General features: G+C 29.0%; 22 protein-coding genes. 12 read left to right on the forward strand and 10 right to left on the reverse strand.

Features of this window, described 5'->3' with window-relative positions; all coding sequences use genetic code 11:
• Positions 1-66: 66 nt before the first annotated feature.
• Complete coding sequence (aroD, locus tag ISP08_RS09390) at positions 67-780, reverse strand: type I 3-dehydroquinate dehydratase (protein WP_195718441.1); 714 nt, start codon at positions 778-780, stop codon at positions 67-69.
• A gap of 181 nt (positions 781-961) precedes the next feature.
• On the opposite strand from aroD, the gene ISP08_RS09395 reads away from it, so the two are divergent.
• From ISP08_RS09395 to ISP08_RS09415, 5 genes are all read left to right on the forward strand, one after another.
• Positions 962-1,387, forward strand: coding sequence for an organic hydroperoxide resistance protein (locus ISP08_RS09395; RefSeq protein WP_048792634.1), 426 nt, complete (start codon positions 962-964; stop codon positions 1,385-1,387).
• Between the two features lie 295 nt (positions 1,388-1,682).
• Positions 1,683-2,207, forward strand: coding sequence for a GNAT family N-acetyltransferase (locus ISP08_RS09400; protein ID WP_195718442.1), 525 nt, complete (start codon positions 1,683-1,685; stop codon positions 2,205-2,207).
• A 177-nt stretch (positions 2,208-2,384) separates the two neighbouring features.
• Entirely contained in the window at positions 2,385-2,621 is a 237-nt protein-coding gene (locus ISP08_RS09405; protein WP_195718443.1) for a hypothetical protein, read from the forward strand.
• Positions 2,622-2,811: 190 nt separating this feature from the next.
• Positions 2,812-4,107 carry a CitMHS family transporter gene (locus ISP08_RS09410; protein WP_195718444.1) on the forward strand — a complete coding sequence of 432 codons (1,296 nt, stop codon included), beginning with the start codon at positions 2,812-2,814 and terminating at the stop codon, positions 4,105-4,107.
• A 277-nt stretch (positions 4,108-4,384) separates the two neighbouring features.
• The gene (locus tag ISP08_RS09415; protein WP_048792630.1) at positions 4,385-4,618 is read left to right on the forward strand and encodes a hypothetical protein; all 234 of its coding nucleotides are present in this window, start codon (positions 4,385-4,387) and stop codon (positions 4,616-4,618) included.
• A gap of 2 nt (positions 4,619-4,620) precedes the next feature.
• Here the strand turns inward: ISP08_RS09415 and ISP08_RS09420 are convergent, their stop codons facing one another.
• Positions 4,621-4,830 (reverse strand): YozE family protein, encoded by a 210-nt coding sequence (locus ISP08_RS09420; protein WP_048792629.1) that lies wholly within the window; start codon positions 4,828-4,830, stop codon positions 4,621-4,623.
• A gap of 249 nt (positions 4,831-5,079) precedes the next feature.
• A complete protein-coding gene (locus ISP08_RS09425) occupies positions 5,080-5,286 on the reverse strand; it encodes a TM2 domain-containing protein (protein WP_048792750.1) in 207 nt (68 codons plus the stop codon).
• Between the two features lie 302 nt (positions 5,287-5,588).
• Here ISP08_RS09425 and tsaT point away from each other — a divergent pair, with 302 nt between their 5' ends.
• From tsaT to ISP08_RS09440, 4 genes are all read left to right on the forward strand, one after another.
• Entirely contained in the window at positions 5,589-5,771 is a 183-nt protein-coding gene (gene tsaT / locus ISP08_RS09430) for a type II toxin-antitoxin system toxin TsaT (RefSeq protein ID WP_048792628.1), read from the forward strand.
• Between the two features lie 48 nt (positions 5,772-5,819).
• Positions 5,820-6,071, forward strand: a complete 252-nt coding sequence (locus ISP08_RS09435; RefSeq protein ID WP_195718445.1) for a hypothetical protein — start codon at positions 5,820-5,822, stop codon at positions 6,069-6,071.
• A 533-nt stretch (positions 6,072-6,604) separates the two neighbouring features.
• Entirely contained in the window at positions 6,605-6,733 is a 129-nt protein-coding gene (locus tag ISP08_RS12945; protein WP_267904781.1) for a hypothetical protein, read from the forward strand.
• Between the two features lie 61 nt (positions 6,734-6,794).
• Positions 6,795-7,757 carry an arsenic resistance protein gene (locus tag ISP08_RS09440; RefSeq protein ID WP_195718446.1) on the forward strand — a complete coding sequence of 321 codons (963 nt, stop codon included), beginning with the start codon at positions 6,795-6,797 and terminating at the stop codon, positions 7,755-7,757.
• A 51-nt stretch (positions 7,758-7,808) separates the two neighbouring features.
• Here ISP08_RS09440 and ISP08_RS09445 read toward each other — a convergent pair whose 3' ends face one another.
• A complete protein-coding gene (locus ISP08_RS09445; RefSeq protein WP_195718447.1) occupies positions 7,809-8,252 on the reverse strand; it encodes a VOC family protein in 444 nt (147 codons plus the stop codon).
• A gap of 484 nt (positions 8,253-8,736) precedes the next feature.
• Here ISP08_RS09445 and ISP08_RS09450 point away from each other — a divergent pair, with 484 nt between their 5' ends.
• Positions 8,737-8,886, forward strand: coding sequence for a hypothetical protein (locus ISP08_RS09450; protein WP_161800949.1), 150 nt, complete (start codon positions 8,737-8,739; stop codon positions 8,884-8,886).
• Between the two features lie 120 nt (positions 8,887-9,006).
• Here ISP08_RS09450 and ISP08_RS09455 read toward each other — a convergent pair whose 3' ends face one another.
• Positions 9,007-9,255 (reverse strand): GlsB/YeaQ/YmgE family stress response membrane protein, encoded by a 249-nt coding sequence (locus ISP08_RS09455; protein WP_048792624.1) that lies wholly within the window; start codon positions 9,253-9,255, stop codon positions 9,007-9,009.
• A 421-nt stretch (positions 9,256-9,676) separates the two neighbouring features.
• Here ISP08_RS09455 and ISP08_RS09460 point away from each other — a divergent pair, with 421 nt between their 5' ends.
• Positions 9,677-10,423: a sulfite exporter TauE/SafE family protein gene (locus ISP08_RS09460; protein WP_195718448.1), complete on the forward strand. Its 747-nt coding sequence runs from the start codon at positions 9,677-9,679 to the stop codon at positions 10,421-10,423.
• A gap of 48 nt (positions 10,424-10,471) precedes the next feature.
• Here ISP08_RS09460 and ISP08_RS09465 read toward each other — a convergent pair whose 3' ends face one another.
• From ISP08_RS09465 to ISP08_RS09475, 3 genes are all read right to left on the reverse strand, one after another.
• Positions 10,472-11,221, reverse strand: a complete 750-nt coding sequence (locus ISP08_RS09465) for an HAD-IIB family hydrolase (protein WP_195718449.1) — start codon at positions 11,219-11,221, stop codon at positions 10,472-10,474.
• Positions 11,222-11,313: 92 nt separating this feature from the next.
• On the reverse strand, positions 11,314-11,784 hold the full coding sequence (locus tag ISP08_RS09470; protein WP_195718450.1) for a GNAT family N-acetyltransferase: 471 nt from the start codon (positions 11,782-11,784) through the stop codon (positions 11,314-11,316).
• Positions 11,785-11,923: 139 nt separating this feature from the next.
• The gene (locus ISP08_RS09475) at positions 11,924-12,835 is read right to left on the reverse strand and encodes an ABC transporter substrate-binding protein (protein WP_195718451.1); all 912 of its coding nucleotides are present in this window, start codon (positions 12,833-12,835) and stop codon (positions 11,924-11,926) included.
• 208 nt (positions 12,836-13,043) lie between these two features.
• Here ISP08_RS09475 and ISP08_RS09480 point away from each other — a divergent pair, with 208 nt between their 5' ends.
• Positions 13,044-14,348, forward strand: coding sequence for a TrkH family potassium uptake protein (locus ISP08_RS09480; RefSeq protein ID WP_195718452.1), 1,305 nt, complete (start codon positions 13,044-13,046; stop codon positions 14,346-14,348).
• A 394-nt stretch (positions 14,349-14,742) separates the two neighbouring features.
• Here the strand turns inward: ISP08_RS09480 and ISP08_RS09485 are convergent, their stop codons facing one another.
• Together ISP08_RS09485 and ISP08_RS09490 are read right to left on the reverse strand one after the other, a co-directional pair.
• Complete coding sequence (locus ISP08_RS09485) at positions 14,743-16,683, reverse strand: CDP-glycerol glycerophosphotransferase family protein (RefSeq protein WP_195718453.1); 1,941 nt, start codon at positions 16,681-16,683, stop codon at positions 14,743-14,745.
• Positions 16,684-17,509: 826 nt separating this feature from the next.
• Positions 17,510-17,896 carry a YxeA family protein gene (locus tag ISP08_RS09490; protein ID WP_048792618.1) on the reverse strand — a complete coding sequence of 129 codons (387 nt, stop codon included), beginning with the start codon at positions 17,894-17,896 and terminating at the stop codon, positions 17,510-17,512.
• Between the last annotated feature and the right edge of the window lie 299 nt (positions 17,897-18,195).

Raw genomic sequence — 18,195 nt, forward strand, 5'->3', positions numbered from 1 at the left:
TCTCTATCGCCCTTTCGTTAATGATAACTATTTTCAATTATAAGATACAATCGTGCTCTTTTCAAATTACTCGTATATTTTTAATTGTTCCCTTAACACACTTACGTGTATTTGTCCCGGTGCTTTCGGCGTATCTAAACAACCATATGAAACAGTACCACCAAAGACACCTTGTGCAGTTCTAGTCACCAAACCTAATTTTGACATTGCTATACCTATAACGCGTGGATTAACTGAATCAGCGGAATCAGACATTGCCATCAAGAGATTAGTGACATCTTGTTTATTTTTAGGCATGACAGCAACTTTAATGTAATCTGGACTGAATGACTGCATTTTATAATATAAATGTTTTAATTCGTCTAATTTAGGTGTTTGTTCAAAATCATGATAAGAAAGCACAACTTCCAAGTCTTTATTTTGAGCAGCCGAAATTATGGTAGCCAAAATCTCTTTATCAGTATTTTTATCAAATTCTATATCTATTAAATCGTAATTGTTAACTTTTATTAATGAATTTAGCATTTGATAATAGTCATCTCCATTTAACTGACCATTCCCGCCCTGACTACTAGTTCTATAAGTAATCAGCAAACGTTTATCTAAATCTTTAATTTGTTGTTGAATAGTATCGATTAAATTAACATCAATGTCATTCCACTGATCAATTCGTAATTCTACAATATCAACATCTTCGTTATATTTTTTTAAATTAATAAGTGTTTCTTCGTCTAATTTAGTTTCTGGTGCTATTGTTACAGCAATGTCTACATGTGTCATGACTTTCACCTTCTATTTCTTAATATAATAAGCCATATTTTAGCTTAAGTTGTACAATAATTACAACTACCGGTACTATTGTTACTTATATATAATTAAAAAATCGGCTTTATTACTCATGATTAAACTTTCAAAATTTGGGGTACACTTTACGTATAACTAGAAATAAGGAGGAATTATAATGGCAGTTAATTATGAAACTAAAGCTACAAATACAGGTGGACGTAAAGGACACGTTCAAACTGATGATAAAGCAATAGACGTTGCAGTCATCCCTCCAGATCAAGCAGACGCAGATAAAGGTACGAACCCTGAACAATTATTCGCAGCAGGTTATGCTTCTTGCTTCAATGGTGCTTTTGACTTAATTTTAAAACAAAACAAAGTCCGTGGTGCTGAACCAGAAGTGACGCTAACAGTTAGATTAGAAGACGACCCAGACGCTGAAAGCCCAAAATTAAGCGTTGATATTGATGCAAAAGTAAAAGATGTTTTATCTCAAACTGATGCTGAAAAATATTTACAAGATGCACATGAATTTTGCCCATATTCAAAAGCAACTCGTGGTAACATCGATGTTAATTTAAACGTTGAAGTTGTAAGCTAAGGATTCGAGAATTTAAGTTTATTCAACAATGAATACTATAAAAGGCATATGCCTTTTATAGTATTTTTTTATGCATTTATAAAGTAACGCTTGAACTTTATTTAGCCTTGCAAATTCATTAATAAATTTAAAAACGAAAGATAAATTTGTATTAAATATATATATTGCCAAATATTATTAAGTTTTATGTATATAAAAGATTGCTATTGAATAATTAATCCTTTATTATAAAAATAACATTAACTATACACATATTTAATTCCCTATATAATCCACTTTTTGAAGGAGGACTACAATGGTGCATTTTCGGATTTTAACGCATAGTGATTTAATGACATACCAACAATTTATAACATATGTATTACACAAGGGTGAAGATGTGTTTTCATGTGGCATTTATGATTTAGAACTAGCTTCAGAAGAAAATCTAAAGCCTACCTTAGCTCAAGATAATAGTAATTGTATTATTATTGGGGCTTTTTCCAATGAACAATTAATTGCTGCAACGACACTCTGTAATATAAAAATCCATGGTCTTTCTCACAAACTTTTTTTAGAAAACATGGCTATCATTGCCGATGATATCGAAGAGCGTAAACAATTAGCTACACAATTAATTGCTCAAGTATTTAATTATTGTAAAGAACAGGAAATTGAAATTATCTTAGCTTCCGTTGCTTCTAATAATATTACTGCCAAAGTGTTTTTCAGTGATTTAGACTTCGAACTCCTAACTGTAGAACAACATGCTAGAAAGTATAATCAGCATTATGTAGATCAACATTGGTTAGTGTATCATTTAAAAGAAATTCCTTCTTAAATAAAACAAATAATATGTTCTTCTTTTAAACTTCAAAAATGATTGACCCACAATAAATAGTGTATAAACTAAGGTAATTTATACACTTTAACTTGTAATAAAAATCACAAAAATATATTATTCTACTATATACAATTACTGTAAACATAATTACTGTATTTAGAGAGGATGTTTAATTTGAATCACTCGAGCACTTTATTATCACTATTTTTATCTTTGGTTACATTAGCGATTCCTCTTTTTGTAGTTGCAAATGTATTGGGCGGTAATATGACAATGGTTGTAGGTATACTATTTATTGCAGGCGTATTAATTTTTAATATTTCTGCCCTGTTAAATGGTGATAAGTTAGCAAATATCTTTGCTCTTGTAGTTACCTTATTTTCACTTATTGTTATACTATATCCTTTTTAGAAATCTCTTATATAACAAATACATATTAAATAAAGAGCAGTTAATAATTAATGATAATGGTTATTTATTTTTAATTATTAACTGTATTTTTTATGTTTTACAAAAGCACAAAAATTTTAAGAATTTTGTGAATATTAATATTAAAATTTTAATGAAAGCGCTATAATATAAAAAAATAAGGGGGGAGTTTATGTATTTAGCAATTTTAGGCTTTATTATGATTGCAGTTTTTATGATTTTAATTATGACACGAAAAATGTCAGCTTTAATAGCATTAATAGTAATTCCAACAATCTTTGCGTTAATCGGTGGTTTTTATGCTGGTATAGGTAAATTCATGTTAGATGGTATTGGAACTGTGGCACCTACGGGTATTATGTTAACGTTCGCCATTCTATACTTTGGTGTAATGATCGACGCTGGTCTGTTTGAACCTGTTATTAAATTAATTATTAAAGTAGTCAAAGGTGATCCAGTCAAAATAGCAATAGGAACTGTGCTTTTAGCTTCAATGGTGGCATTAGACGGTGATGGTACGACTACGTTTATTATCACGGTCACAGCCATGATGCCACTTTATAAAAAAATAGGTATGAGCTACTACATATTATCAACACTTGCTTTATTATCCATAGGTGTAATGAATATGCTTCCATGGGGTGGGCCGACAGCACGTGCAATATCTTCTTTGCACTTACAAACTGAAGATGTTTTTATTCCAATTATTCCAGCTATGATTGCAGGTATCATTTTTGCGCTAGCTGTTGCAGTAATACTAGGAAATCGTTCTAAAAAATATATACACTCTGCGACAGATATCGATACTGATGATATACAAATGACCGAATCTAAAGAAGATTCATTATTAAAACGACCAATAATGATTATACCAAATGCAATATTAACCATTTCATTAATAGTATGTTTACTTATTGAATTATTACCTATTCCAGTCTTATTTATGGTTTGGTTCGGTGTAGCACTCTTAATTAACTATCCAAATTTGAGCATCCAAAATTCAGTAGTTAAAAAACATGCTGGTGATGTATTAGCAGTTATCAGTTTAGTATTCGCCTCTGGTATTTTCACAGGTATCATGGATGGTACGAAAATGGTAGACGAAATGGCACATACATTGGTGCAAATCATCCCAGAAGCATTGGGCAGTCATTTTGCTGTCATAACCGCAATTTTAAGTGGACCTTTCACCTACTTCATGGCGAATGATCCTTTTTATTACGGCGTACTACCCATTCTAGCCGAATCTGCACACCAGTTTGGCATATCTAAAGTAGCAATGGCTCGTGCTTCTGTATTAGGACAACCATTACACGTATTAAGTCCACTATATGCAGCTGGTTATCTTTTAGTCGGCATGCTAGACATCGAGTATGGTCGTAACCAACGTATCGTAATTAAATGGGCAATAGGATCCAGTCTATTTATGATATTTGTTGCAATAATACTAGGCATCATTCCGTGGTAATTATAAAATATAATAAATAATTTAAAACCATTAAAGCTAGGACATTTATTGTTCTAGCTTTTTTAATGAGACACAAAAATCGCTAAAGTATTAATACTTTAGCGATTGGATGTCACATATCTCATTTTTGTTGTAGCCCTATTCCTGCATAAATTAAGACTTAATGCACATTAAAAACAAGTATTTTTTCATTAATTTGTATAAACTTTCGTTTTATTTTAATAGTACATGGGTAAAAGTTAAAGTCGGATTTACAATATTAAGGAGTGTATTAATTATGAATCAAACAAATGATTGCAATTACGTTAATCCTTCAGCTATATCACTTGATTGGGAATGCTTTATTATAAGCAAAAGTGAAATGCTATTAGATGGTTTACCAAGTGAATTGATTAATACTTGGCTAGATCAAGACATAATTGAACCATTTTCAGTGAGAAATAATGAAATTAACTTTAAAACAAGAGATGTGTGGGAAGCATTAATTGAACATAATTGGTATTACAATTGATTTTAATTATAGTTAACACGATATAAACTGAGCGCTCTATTGGCAGATTCTAACATCTCATGATCTAAATAATGACTATGGAAGTATTTACGTAGCGTAGAATGGCATGTTTCATTTTTGGGAAAATTCTTATCACTGCTCACATTATGCGCTAAATTACCAAGTGGTGTATCATCTTCTATAAATGTTATTACAAAATCATAAAATGTCATTAGCATCTACCCCAGTTTATTTATTTTAATCAGCGCTTACATTCTCTTTATGACAGCCTTTGTTCAATCATATCAAATTTAAACTTTTTGTCTATATATATATCTTACTGTTTTTGTAGTATTAATATCAACACATCTGATGTGACAACGTTTATAGGCGAATGTAAATATTATTAAATTAATTTAAAAATTGTATGAACAACAAACATGGCAACTTATAATTAAAAGTTGCCATGTTTTTCATTATCTTTAAACGAGCACATTACCATTTTCATCAGCAGGTTTAAATAATGTAATTATTGCTCCAATAATGGCTAAAATGTGTGGTATTGCAGTCCAACAAAATACTAAGAAAATCAAACCTACAACTGGTTTACGTGCGTAAAATTTATGAACTCCAAAGCTACCTAAAAATATAGCCAATACGATATATAAAACTTTATTTACTTCATTCATCATTAAGTCACCTCCCTAATTATGATTAATTAGAAGATATATTTATATTTTATCTAGAATCAGCGGAAATTGCTAATAACTTAATAACTACACTAGTCATATTTGCTTTATGACTCAAGATAATACTTTAATAACTGGTCATAATAATTATTGTTGTAAATAATGTAACTAAAATGTTAATTCATTTGTCTATTGCACACTTATAATAAATGATAAGATAAATACAATAAATGTTCGATTACACTTTAACTTTAATTTGTTCGATTTATTAAATTTAGATTTTTGAGTAAGGAGGTTGAGTTATGAGTTTACATTTCTTAATAGTATTTTGGCTATCTTTCATATTTTTAGTAGCAGGTGTCATCACCTTTATTCTTTTTAAACGAAAAAAACCTTCTGAAGGTAAAGATTCATTACTTGGTGTTACAGTAATGCTTCTCATTTTTGGCATAGTTGGTATATTGTTCAGCCTAATATTTAGTTAACTATATTAATATCTCAAGTAAAACTTAAAATTTTAGAGGTGACACCCTATGCATTTACAAAACTTTCCTGAGTGGCAAGTTATTAATAAAAGTACGAAAAAGTTTGCTATCCAAGAAGATCAACAAAGTTTATCTATAGTTAGCCCTATTAATGATTATGCTTTCGCTATTTTAAACCAAATATTTTTCACTATAACTAATGGTAAAGTTACTGAAGTAACGACTGAAAACAATAGTAATGAACTAAAGATTGAAGTAGATCAAGAAAGCACCAGTATCACAATTTTAGATAAAGACTAATTTCAATTAGTTGCGCAATACATTTACGCATCCTAACTGTCTTCTTAGAAGGATAAATTAACACTTACGCTTTAAATAATACGACTTACGAATTAATTGCCTAAAATTAAATTACCTCCTATATAATAAAGTTAAGTTAAAACAAAGAAGGAGGTAACACTATGGAATGGACAGAAATCGTAGGTGGCATCATCAAAGTTGTTAAAACAATCGTAGAAAGTTTTAAATAATTTCTTATAACTTCTTAGGAGGCGTTAAATATGGAGTGGACTCAAATCGTAGATGGTGTCTTAAACGCTATTAAAGCAATTATAGATATCTTTTAATCGTAATTTCTTTTTTATAATAACGCTTAATATTCTATCGTTTTTATTTACTAAAATTTTCTTTATAACTATATATAACCCAACATCTTGCTATAAGATTGTTGGGTTCTTTTTATTTTATAGCACTATTAATTTGTCTATCCTTGCTAAATTCGGGTAAAGATTACTAAATGATATTATTTAATTTAGTGATTGGGCGTGGTGGGTATGAAATATGTAAAAAAAATATTATTAATTGTCACAGGCATATTTATAGTACGCGCATTATTGTTGAATGTAAATGAAACTAGCGATGACATAGTTGAAAATAAAGTTAATGTAGAAGCAAAACGCTAAAGTAAATTACTTTAGTGTTTTTTATGTTAAAATTAATAAAAATCTTTAATGGGTTGATGACATGCACAAATTGAAACACAAGATGGAAACAAATCAAGCATACATATATTTCTTCGCGGTGATGATTGGTATTATATTGGGCCTATCTTCTACGGCTATTGCTACATTTTTCAAAGCATTAACCACACCTGCTATCATAATTTTAATGATTAGTATGTTCTGCCAACTGCCATTAAATAATTTAAAAAGCCAATTTACCAATTTGAAATTTATAATAGTCTTATTATTATCAAACTTTATATTCATTCCCTTTTTAGTTTGGATACTTATAACAATTTTTAATATACAATCAGGTCCCATACAGTTAGGGCTTTATTTAGTTTTACTTATGCCTTGTATTGATTACGTCATTGTTTTCACTAGCTTAGGTAAAGGCAATGCCACGATGTTGTTAATATGTACACCTTTACTATTAATAGTTCAAATCGTATTACTGCCAGTTTATTTCACTATTTTTCTCACACATAGTGTAACTAACTATATCGACTTAACAACATTTTTATTTGCCTTTATATTTTTCATTTTAATACCTGTTGTCATTGCATTGATACTCCAAAAATTCAGCCAGAGCAACAAAGGGTTAAATAATATAAATCATGCAATAAGTTGGCTTCCTGTCCCGATGATGGCATTGGTACTCATAGCGGTTATTGCTTCTCAAATTTCATTTGTAACCAAAGATCTTACAGTTATCTATCGAATTATTCCAATTTATATTTGTTTTGCTATTGTCGCACCCATTATTGGCAACCTATGTGCCAAACTATTTAAATTGGATGTTGAGTTACGACGTAGCATAGCCTTTAGTGCCACGACGAGAAACTCACTTGTTGTGTTGCCACTCGCCTTAACATTACCTCAAAATCTAGCTCTTACTGTAACTTCAATTATCGTTACGCAAACTATCATCGAATTGATATTTGAAGTAATTTATATTCAAGTTATACCTAAACTTATAAAATAAAGCGTATGTACCTATTTTTAGATACATACGCTTTTTTAGCATATTTCTATATTATAATTTTGTATAGTCTTGACCATGCAACATCCATCTCACATTATATTTATCAGTAAATGCCCCCATTTTGCCACCCCAAAATTGTTCTTCCAATGGCATTTCTACGTTAATAGTATGGTGATCTTTTACACGGTCATATAATGCTTCGACTTCTTTTACATCCGCTTCGTTATTAATATCATAATCAATCAACAACGAAATTGATTCATTAATTGACGAAGGCTTGCCGAAAGAATCGGAAGCTAATATCGTTGTACCTGCAATTTTAAAATCTGAATGCATCGTTGCATTATCAGCCTCGTCTTCTGATATGCCGAAATTGCTTGCTTGTTGTGAATCTACTGGCAAGCGTTTTACATCAGTAGCCCCAAAAACTTCTTCATAATATGCAATTGCTTCTTTTGTGTTATCAAATGCTAAATATGGAAATAATGCTGTCATCATTACACCTCAAAAATTAATATAGTCTATCTTTATTTTAATTACTGCTAGTTTTACCCCTTTTAGTTAAAAATCACTCATAAAGACATGAAGAATCTTCCAACTTACTAACTGGACTTGTAGCATTATATTTGTAATCAATTTATTATATATACTTTTTATTGTGTATATATGGATAAAATAGTAAAATTAATTTAATAAGTTTCATAACGCTTAGTGTAACTATACATACATTAATGTTTTGACATATATACGCCGTGGAATACGTCAAGTAGTATGAACTTATATGCTTGAATAATAAGCTGATAACTACAATACGTTAGTTTGTTATAGTCCTAACCATACTGACTTAAATTAATTAAACTTAATCGGTTAATTTTTTGTTTTTTATCATATTACTTATACTACAAAAATTATCGCAAGTGCCTACTTAAGTTTAAATTTTTCTGTCTATTATAAAAATCATTTTTAGGGGTGGGTTATTATGAGAAAAATATTGTTATATGTTTTTATAGCTTCTCTTAGCATTTTAAGTTTTAAATTTTTGAATGCTAATACGACGAGACATGATTCAACTTCAGATGATCATGATGAAACTGAAGAAGATGAAGATCGTACTAATGATCAATTTTAAATTGCTACTAACTGCCTTCTATCTATATGAAGGCTTTTTTATTTAAAGTATATTTTTGGTGATTTTCGATACAAAAAAATCTATAACAATGGTTAATCATTGTTATAGATTCAAAATACATTATTTTTTTATTGCTTTTAGTATAAATGATAGTACTAATATTAAAATAATTGCACCGATTAATGCTGGGATAATAGGAACGCCACCTAAAACTGGTCCCCAAGTTCCTAATATTTTACTACCTAAAGCAGAACCAATTAAACCAGCAATGATGTTACCGATGATTCCACCTGGGATGTCTTTACCAAGGATTGCACCAGCTAACCAGCCGATTAATCCTCCGACTATAATCATAATTATAAAGCCCATAACTTAACTCCTCCTAAATATATGTTGTGTATGGTATTTTCCATATATATATTACCCATACACCATCAACTAAAACCTAGTTATAGCAAAGAATTTAAGCATTTTTTATAATCTAATATTTCGAATTTTCAAAAAAGGTTGTTTGCTACTAATTGTTAAATACGGGCATAAAAAGACCCCCAATTAAGGGGGCTGTCGGTTTAAAGGAAGTGTATCTATGCATGCCAAAGGGCACACAAGCTACTGTATCCTTTAAGCCACATGCCCTAAGGCATGCAAAAAACATTATATGCAAATTAATTATTGATGTAAAATAATATTGCTTTAAATTATCTTCATTGGTGTAATCACAAATAAATTAATGAGATAATAGGTGTAACAATAATAAGTTATTTATTAATTACACTTACAGAGGTCTTCTATGTCTATAACTTTAATTACTTTGATATTACTCGCTATCTTTCTAGGCGCATTTATACGTACTTACTTTGGCTTTGGCGAAGCGCTAATCAGTATGCCTTTATTAGCACTAATCGGGTTAGATATTAAAAGCGCTATATCGATTATAGGTTTAGCTGGTTTAACCGTTGCGATGTTTAATATTTTATCTGAGTTAAAACATATAAAGTACAAAATTTTAAGTTTAATGTTATGCAGCAGTATCATCGGCATCCCAATTGGTATATATATCTTGCATCATTTTAATACGACGATAATCCAAATCATATTAGCACTCTTTTTATTTTTATATGGCATTTATGCTTTTGGCAAAAGACAATTCTTTAACAACAATCGAAAACTCACGTTGCAATCACCTTATTGGAGTACAATTGCTGGTATGATTTCAGGTATTTTAGGGAGTTTATATAATTCTCATGGCGTGCCTATAGTCATCTATGCAACACTAAGCAAGTGGCCTATTAAAACATTTAAAAGTACCTTGCAAGCACATTTCCTACTTACCGCTATTTTCGTAGTTATCGGTCAAGCATCTGGTAATGTATGGACAGATAAGACTATACCTATTTATTTAATGTCATTACCGTTGTTACTGCTCGCCACAATAATTGGCAGATACTTAACAATTAAAACACCAGCACATCATTTTGAAAAGTGGGTTTATTTACTTATCGCTATGTTGGGTTTATTACTACTATTGTCAATTTAAAAACACATCAACTCAGTAGATGATGTGTTTTTTTATGTATATTTTTCGTTAATTAATTTTACCTTCTAATGTTTTTAAAAGCGCTTCAACACGAGCTGGTATTATTTTAAACTTCTGAGGAACGCTTGCTTTTTCATTATCGCTAACATAAAATGCCTGATCTGCATATTTTAGTAACTCAAAATCATTTATATCATTGCCAAAAGCAATATATGGCTTTTCTCCTATAATGTTTCTTAGTGTAATATATTTATTTACATTTTTTGAGGTTATATCAATATTGTTATCTTTCTCGTGAAAGTGAATAGAAAGATTGCACCCATTTTCAATTAAATATTGTTTAATTTTAGGATAAAGTTCACTAGCAATATCTACTAAAATAATTTTTATTGGATTAATAATTTTTTCACTACTTACATTTTTTGCTAAGTTATCTGGATCTAACTGTTTGAAAATTGAATTGTTTGAATCAACGTTTGCCGAGTAATTAAAAGAATCATCTATTATAAATTTCAAATTATAATCAGTAATAATTTGTTTAATTAACCTATATTCTTTCATGGGTATTTGTTTAACCACTTGTATGCTGTTGTTGATTGATATTATTGAGCCATTTCCCCCAATCAATGTATTGCTTTCAAATGCTTTTACAACTGGAAGTAAGTCTCTTATAGGTCTTGCAGAAGCGAATAATACTTCGTTGTTTTCTTCCAACGCTTTTATTTTCTTAATTAATGTTGAGTTTATATTTTTGCCATTAAAACAAATAGTTCCATCTATATCAAAAACATATATCAAACTAACACCCCGCTAATTTACAATTTCATTATCAATAAACTTGTAAATATTAATAAATGATTTTATTTAAAGCATTGTTGTAATGAAGTACTTTATATATATTTCTTCATTTTTACCATTTCTAATTTTTTGTTATTCGATTTAATAATAAAATATTCATCATATATGTGAAATCCTAATGAACTATAAAGTTTTAAGTTTTTTGTAACATTCTGACGCACTTTGCAAATGATTTCAGATATTCCATTTTCTCTAGCGAAACTTTCTAAATAAGTAATGATACTTTTACCAATACCTTTATTTCTATATTTAGGCAAGACTGATAATCTAAAAAAATATAATATATTATCTTCGACTTGAAAACGAACCATTCCCAAAGGCTTATTTGATTCATAAGCGATAAATGCACTTTCTTCGTTTCGTTTAAATCCTTCTAAAACGTCTTCTTCCCTTTCTTTTAGTGCGTTAGGAGGTATCTCGTCTGTCTCATATTCTGTAAAAGATTGAATCATTAAATCATAAATTAACTCAATATCTTTTAGTTGAGCCTTTTTAAAGTACATATATCATTTGCTCCTTACTGACAATATTCTATTAGCAACAGTTAAAATCTTTATTTTACCTTCATTGAATATTTAAATAATAACATATCAATATAAAAACAACTCACCAAATAGGGTGAGTTGTTTTTATATTGTTATGTTATTTATCTTGTTTTTCTAATATTGCTTTTTTAAATTGTTCTCCCTGCTTCTCTACAGTAATTAAATCTCCATAGATAGCTTCGTCAGCTGGATAATAAATGACTTTATTATTTTTAACAGCTTTATTATTTTTCCATATTGATGTTTTTGTAAAGTCAGTATTTGGCTTTTTACCATCTGCTGTAGGTATCATTAAGTAATCTCCAGAATACTCATTAAACTTCTCTTTTGGCACTTTCATAAATTTCTCTTTAGGCATAGCCTTTTTAGCTTCAGGATCTTCTTTCACTTTAAAGCCATCATATAAAGTATCACTACCCCTACCAAAACGTGAGCCAAATTGGTATATATCTTTTTGTTGTATATCCATAATTGAGAATGTCGCATCTTTACCAATATGTTTTTTAATTTCTTTACCATCTTGTGCTAATTTTTTAGAAACTTCAGCCGCTTGTTTTTTAGCCTTTTGCTCTTTATTTACTAATTTTCCGTATTCTATATGTGTTTGTTTATAATCAAAGTTTTGTACTTTTATTGGTACTGTTGGTGCAATTTTAGAGAATTTTTTATTATTCTTATTCTCTTTATATGTAATGATTAAATCTGGTTTTAATTTAGTAACTTCTTCAACATTTTCTGGATCTACTTTTTTTATTTTGTCATTACCAATATATTTGGAATTAGGAAAAGCACTCGTTATTGCCACTGGTTTAACGCCTAATTTTTTCAAATTACCATAATTGGCAGTTAGTAAGACCACCCTTTTAGGGTTTTTTGGAATTTCTATTTTTTTACCATCTGTCGTCTTATACGTTTTCTTGTCCTTGGAATCCTTATCTTGACTATCTTTGTTACCACATGCTGCAGTAATTAGCAGTAAACTTAAAATAAGGAATATAAATTTTTTCATGTTTAACACCTCTTTTTTTCAAGTATACTATTAATTGATAATGATAATCAATGTTAATATTTGAAATTACAAATTATTAATGATTAAATATCTTTCACATTGTCAATTAACGTTCATATTTGGTGTAATATTTATCTATGCTTACAACTTATATGTGCTATGATTTCAATGTAGTTTTAACTTAAAATTTAATAACTGGAGAACAAAAATGAGTAAGATAAATAAACCATTATATTTTTATCTGATGCTATTCATATCAACTACCTTTATAGGAGCGTTATTACTATTTTTACCTTGTACTGGTAAAAAACCTATAGGATTTATTGATGCATTATTTATTGCTTCTAGTGCCTTTACAGTAACAGGGTTATCTCCTACTGATATCGGTACACAATTTAACGTTTTAGGACAAACTGTAATACTCCTACTTATACAAATTGGTGGATTAGGTATTGTGACGGTGACGATGCTCACTCTCATTTTCTTAAATAAGAAAATCTCAATTCGCAACAGATTTTTAATTATGGTGACATGGAGTATTGATGATCCAGGTGGCATTGTAAAACTAATTAAACATTTAGCGATTTACACTTTGATTACCGAGTTTATCAGTTCCCTATGTCTTTGTTTATCATTTATACCTAAATTTGGTATTTCGAAAGGCATATTCGTGAGTGTGTTTACTGCCATTTCAGCATTTAACAATGCAGGATTTGCCTTATTTAAAAATAATTTAATAGATTTTACAAAAGATCCCATTGTTATGGTTACGGTGCCTTTATTGATTATACTAGGCGGATTAGGACATCTTGTGTTACTAGACTTAGCAACTTGTAAAAAATTAAAAAAACTTACTTTGCATTCAAAAATAGTTTTATCTACAACGGTCTTTTTAATTTTATTCGGTGCCATAACATTCTTTATTTTAGAAACAAATAATACGATGCAACATATGAATATTATTGAAAAAATTGGCACTTCATTTTTCCAATCAATAACGACAAGAACCGCAGGCTTTAATAGTGTCGATATTGGCCACATTAATAATCCAACGGCGTTATTATTAATGATGCTCATGTTTATTGGTGGAGCCCCATTAAGTGCGGCAGGTGGTATTAAAGTTACAACTTTTGCAATTCTTGTGATGTTCGTAATTAGTACCATTAAAAAACATGATTACGTTGAGCTATTTAATAGAGAAATACCTCATAAACTTGTAAAACTAGCTACTGTAACGTTTATTGTGTCTTTAAGTTTCGTTTTTTTAGTTACGTTTGTGATAACTGTGCTAAACCCCAATGTTCAACTCATAAAAATACTGTTTGAAGTTGTTTCGGCCTTTGGTACCGTTGGTTTAACGATGGATTACACAGATAAATATCATGGCGTAACAGAACTAATTATTATTTTCGTCATGTTAATTGGTAAGGTTGGTATTTTAACTGTCTTAAGAGCTTTTGTTACACCTAAAGATAAAAAATACCATTACGCTAAAGGTCACATCCATCTCTAATTTGTAGTTACTTAAGCTAACTTTAACTTATATTCCACACTACCTTATATGAGGTAGTTTTTTTTAACTGGTCGAATATCAATATAAAAGAATCCTAGCATCATTCATCTGGATTTCATATATTTATTTTATTAATAAACAAATAATGAAGACATAAAAAAAGACTCTACTAAAGTAGAGTCCATTATGAGCGTTATATAATAATGAGGTAAAGAAAACTGTATGTTAATTAAATTGTGAAATTTAAAAAAAGAGGTATAGCACGCTCAAAACTATACAAAATGCAATTTAGTTAAGGAAGTATTTAGCGTCATAAATAGCTTCCTACATTTAATATAATACTTTTGTTTATTATTGTAAATCTCACTTAACCAAATAGTGGTGATATAACTCATTACTGATCAAATAATTTAAAATGACTAATCATATTTTCAGCTATTCTGGCACACGCTTTTCTATCTGCATATTTATATAACTTATCTAGATTATTTTTATACTTTTTAATCATTGCCGTGTTTTTAAAATGATAAATTAATTGTTGTTGATTATTTACTACATTTCCTGGTAATAAGTCCGTGGACTCTGAAATAAAATCTTCTCCTAAAATATTCTCAGGTCTATAATAAATAACTTTCTTATGCATCAATGCAAAGTCTAAACCTACACTTGAATAGTCAGTAACCAAAACTTGATATTCAGCCAATAAATCTTTAACGGTATGTTCTTGGTCCGACAAAACTTCAACATTTTCTGAAGTGAAAAGATGTTTAAATCCTTGGAAATTCCTATGTAAATATAAAGCTATTTGATAACCTTTTTCTTTTACTAAAGTTTTGATTTCATCATTATTAATTAACTGCTGAAATTCTTTATAATACGCTGTTTCCATAAATTTTTCATCCGTGTACGTATTCAAACCCTTTCGCCAAGTGGGCATAATTAAAATTTTATGTCGATTTTTTATTTTCTTAACAATATTTCTCCGCTCTTTTATAACATCATCAAATCTTGGTAATCCTGTGATAATAATTTCATTTTTATCAAAACCATAATTTTGATAAATTACTTCCTTTTCTCTCTCTGAAGAAACGACAAATAAATCTGTTATCGAATCATTCGGCTTTCTACCATATACCCCACTTACGTCTTTAGAACCAATAATACCATGTTGTAAAAACACTCTATTTTTTTGCTTGATATATCGTTCCGTTTTGTTTGTAAGTATAGGTAATAAGTATTCTGCAGAATGTGAATGACAAATAACATTCACTTCATTTACAAGTGCTAAGTTTTCTCTTGATTTGTAAAAAATAACATGATTTTCGTACCCTGTTAAATTATCTAAATCTTTACTATCAGGACTAACCATATAATAAATGTTAAAATCCTTTGCTAAATTTTTTACCAACCATTTAAAATAAATCAAACCATTTTCTTGCGCTTTTTCAGGATATTCTAGACACACGATATTTAGCTTACCATTATTATTTAGCTTGACCAGTTCATTAGTAATATAGTCATTATATGTTTCTTTAGGAATTGGAGTAAGACGCATCGAAAGGTTGCCATATAACGTTGGATAGGGTCTGCAATGCAACATAAAATGATCATCTAAAGCTAGCCATTGTTCATCATCTACATTGTACTTGTTTTCTAAAGGAAACTTTAACCTTACGTAATATTTAGAAATCTGCATTTCAGCAATTCGATAATTAAAACTAATATCATATACATCTGAGTTATACGTGTAGAATGGTACTTGTTCCATAAATAACGTTTCTAACTCTTGAATATCAAAAATTAAATTTGCTGTAACACTATAATCATTATTATTTTTATGTATTTCTACTATCTCACCATTTGTAGTAATTTCAGCATTTTTATTTCTGACTTTTATTTTTCCAACAATTGTAGTTGGTTGATAAATACTACAAGTAAACTTAAAATTTAGAATTAATTTATTATCTTTTACAGTAGCTTTATTATATACAGCATTCTTATTATGAAAGTTTAACAAGCTCGGTCGTTTATCTAATATGACGCATAATTTATTATCTTTAGTTAAATATATAAAATATGTTATTTTTCCTTTTTTAATAAAAGTCTTCTCAAAACTATGTGTGTCGTCAGGAACGATTAAGTCCTCGTTTGTATTAGTTGTAAAAGTTAATGGTGCATTTTTTTCAGTTAAAACTCCCTGTAAATCTTCAAATTTAATGACAAACCGATTTTGTTCAAGTGAGAATATTTTTTTACTTTCGTTATTGCTTAATGTAATTTCTGGCACTTGTAGGTTTTCAATAAAAAATTGATTTTCTTGTACATATATTTTCAATAACTTAAACCCCTTTGCAATATCTAACTTTAATTTGTTGATTAAATTTTTATAAAATTGTACTACGTTATCTTAATCTTATTATACTATATAAAATGTATGGGTAATATAAAAAGTTCAAATTATTGTTGTGATTCAGTAATTATAAAATCATTTTGGTTATTGAAGTTTTACAATTTAACAAATCGAGTTTCTCCTTACTAATAAATTTAGTGAATTTTTGAGAGTTAAATTAATACCAATCATCAAAAAAGTATGCTAGCAGTCAGTCTCATGTACTAAAATTCGCAATTTATTTAACACCGCATAAAATGTCACTAATTTCTTCTTAAAAATACATTAATGTTAGTATAATGAATTACACTTATAAAATATTAAAATACCCGTCACTATTAATTAAGTTCTTTTTGTTAAACTTTACTTTTACTTTGCTATCTTTATATAATTCTGGCATCATTTAAAGCAAAGTAATAATCTCTCGTGTCTTACTTCCCTTTACTATTCATCATATTAAAAATGCAAAATCCTCTTTGATCAATAAAACCAAAAAGTAACCTTTATATTTGTAAACTATAAAAACCTCCAACCACAATTGTTGAAGGTTTAAATATATAAGTAGACAAGGAGAGTTCATCAAATTATATACATTAATAACGATATATCTACTGTCATACCACCACTTAAATTGTATTATTATTTACTGCACTAATTCTTGTAAACCCCAGTGAAGAGGGCCAAAAGTATATTAGGAAAGCCACTCTATTTATTTAGAGTGGCTTTCTATTACTAATTGCTCCGTAATGTATTATGCTTCTCAGCGTACTAATTATTTTAATTTATGGAGTGCTTTTTTAGGTATTTTTGATGAGGAAACTTCTTTGTAATTTCTAACTTCTCCAACTTTATATTCTAATGCTAGATAATGGTCTTTTTTTAATTTCTTGGTAGCAGTATATTTTATAATTTTTGATTTGCCTTCTTTATTATATGCTTTACTTTTATATGTGTAGTTATAAAAATTATCTTCTAATTTCTTTACTTTTTTTGGTTCTTCAGTTTTTACATAGTATTTTTCGCTAGAAATTAAAGGATTAAATTTAGCTAAATCTCTAACTGTAGCGCTTTCCGTATGTGATTCAGCATAGAATTTCCATCCTAATAAAGCTAAGAAAATCAATATAATGATTCCAATGATACTATACAAAATTTTCATTATTAAAACCTCCTAATTGATAATCCAATCATATCATTCATAGTTGTTTATCATCCTTCGATTTACATAACAGATTAAACACTTAATGTGACAAAATTGTTATAAAAACGCTCTATTATGATCGGACAATAAAAAATATTAAGTGAAGCTAAGAGGCAAAGGAAATATATTTCCCCCAGTATAAAGTATCTATTTTTGGTGAGTGCAAAAAAATTGTTAATGACTGATTTCATTGTGTCCATTTTCTAATGTTTTATCTTGTATTCCCATCCTTATTCTAGAGGAGGCCCATGAGAACG

The sequence above is a fragment of the Staphylococcus lloydii genome (assembly GCF_015775975.1).
GTDB lineage: Bacteria > Bacillota > Bacilli > Staphylococcales > Staphylococcaceae > Staphylococcus > Staphylococcus lloydii.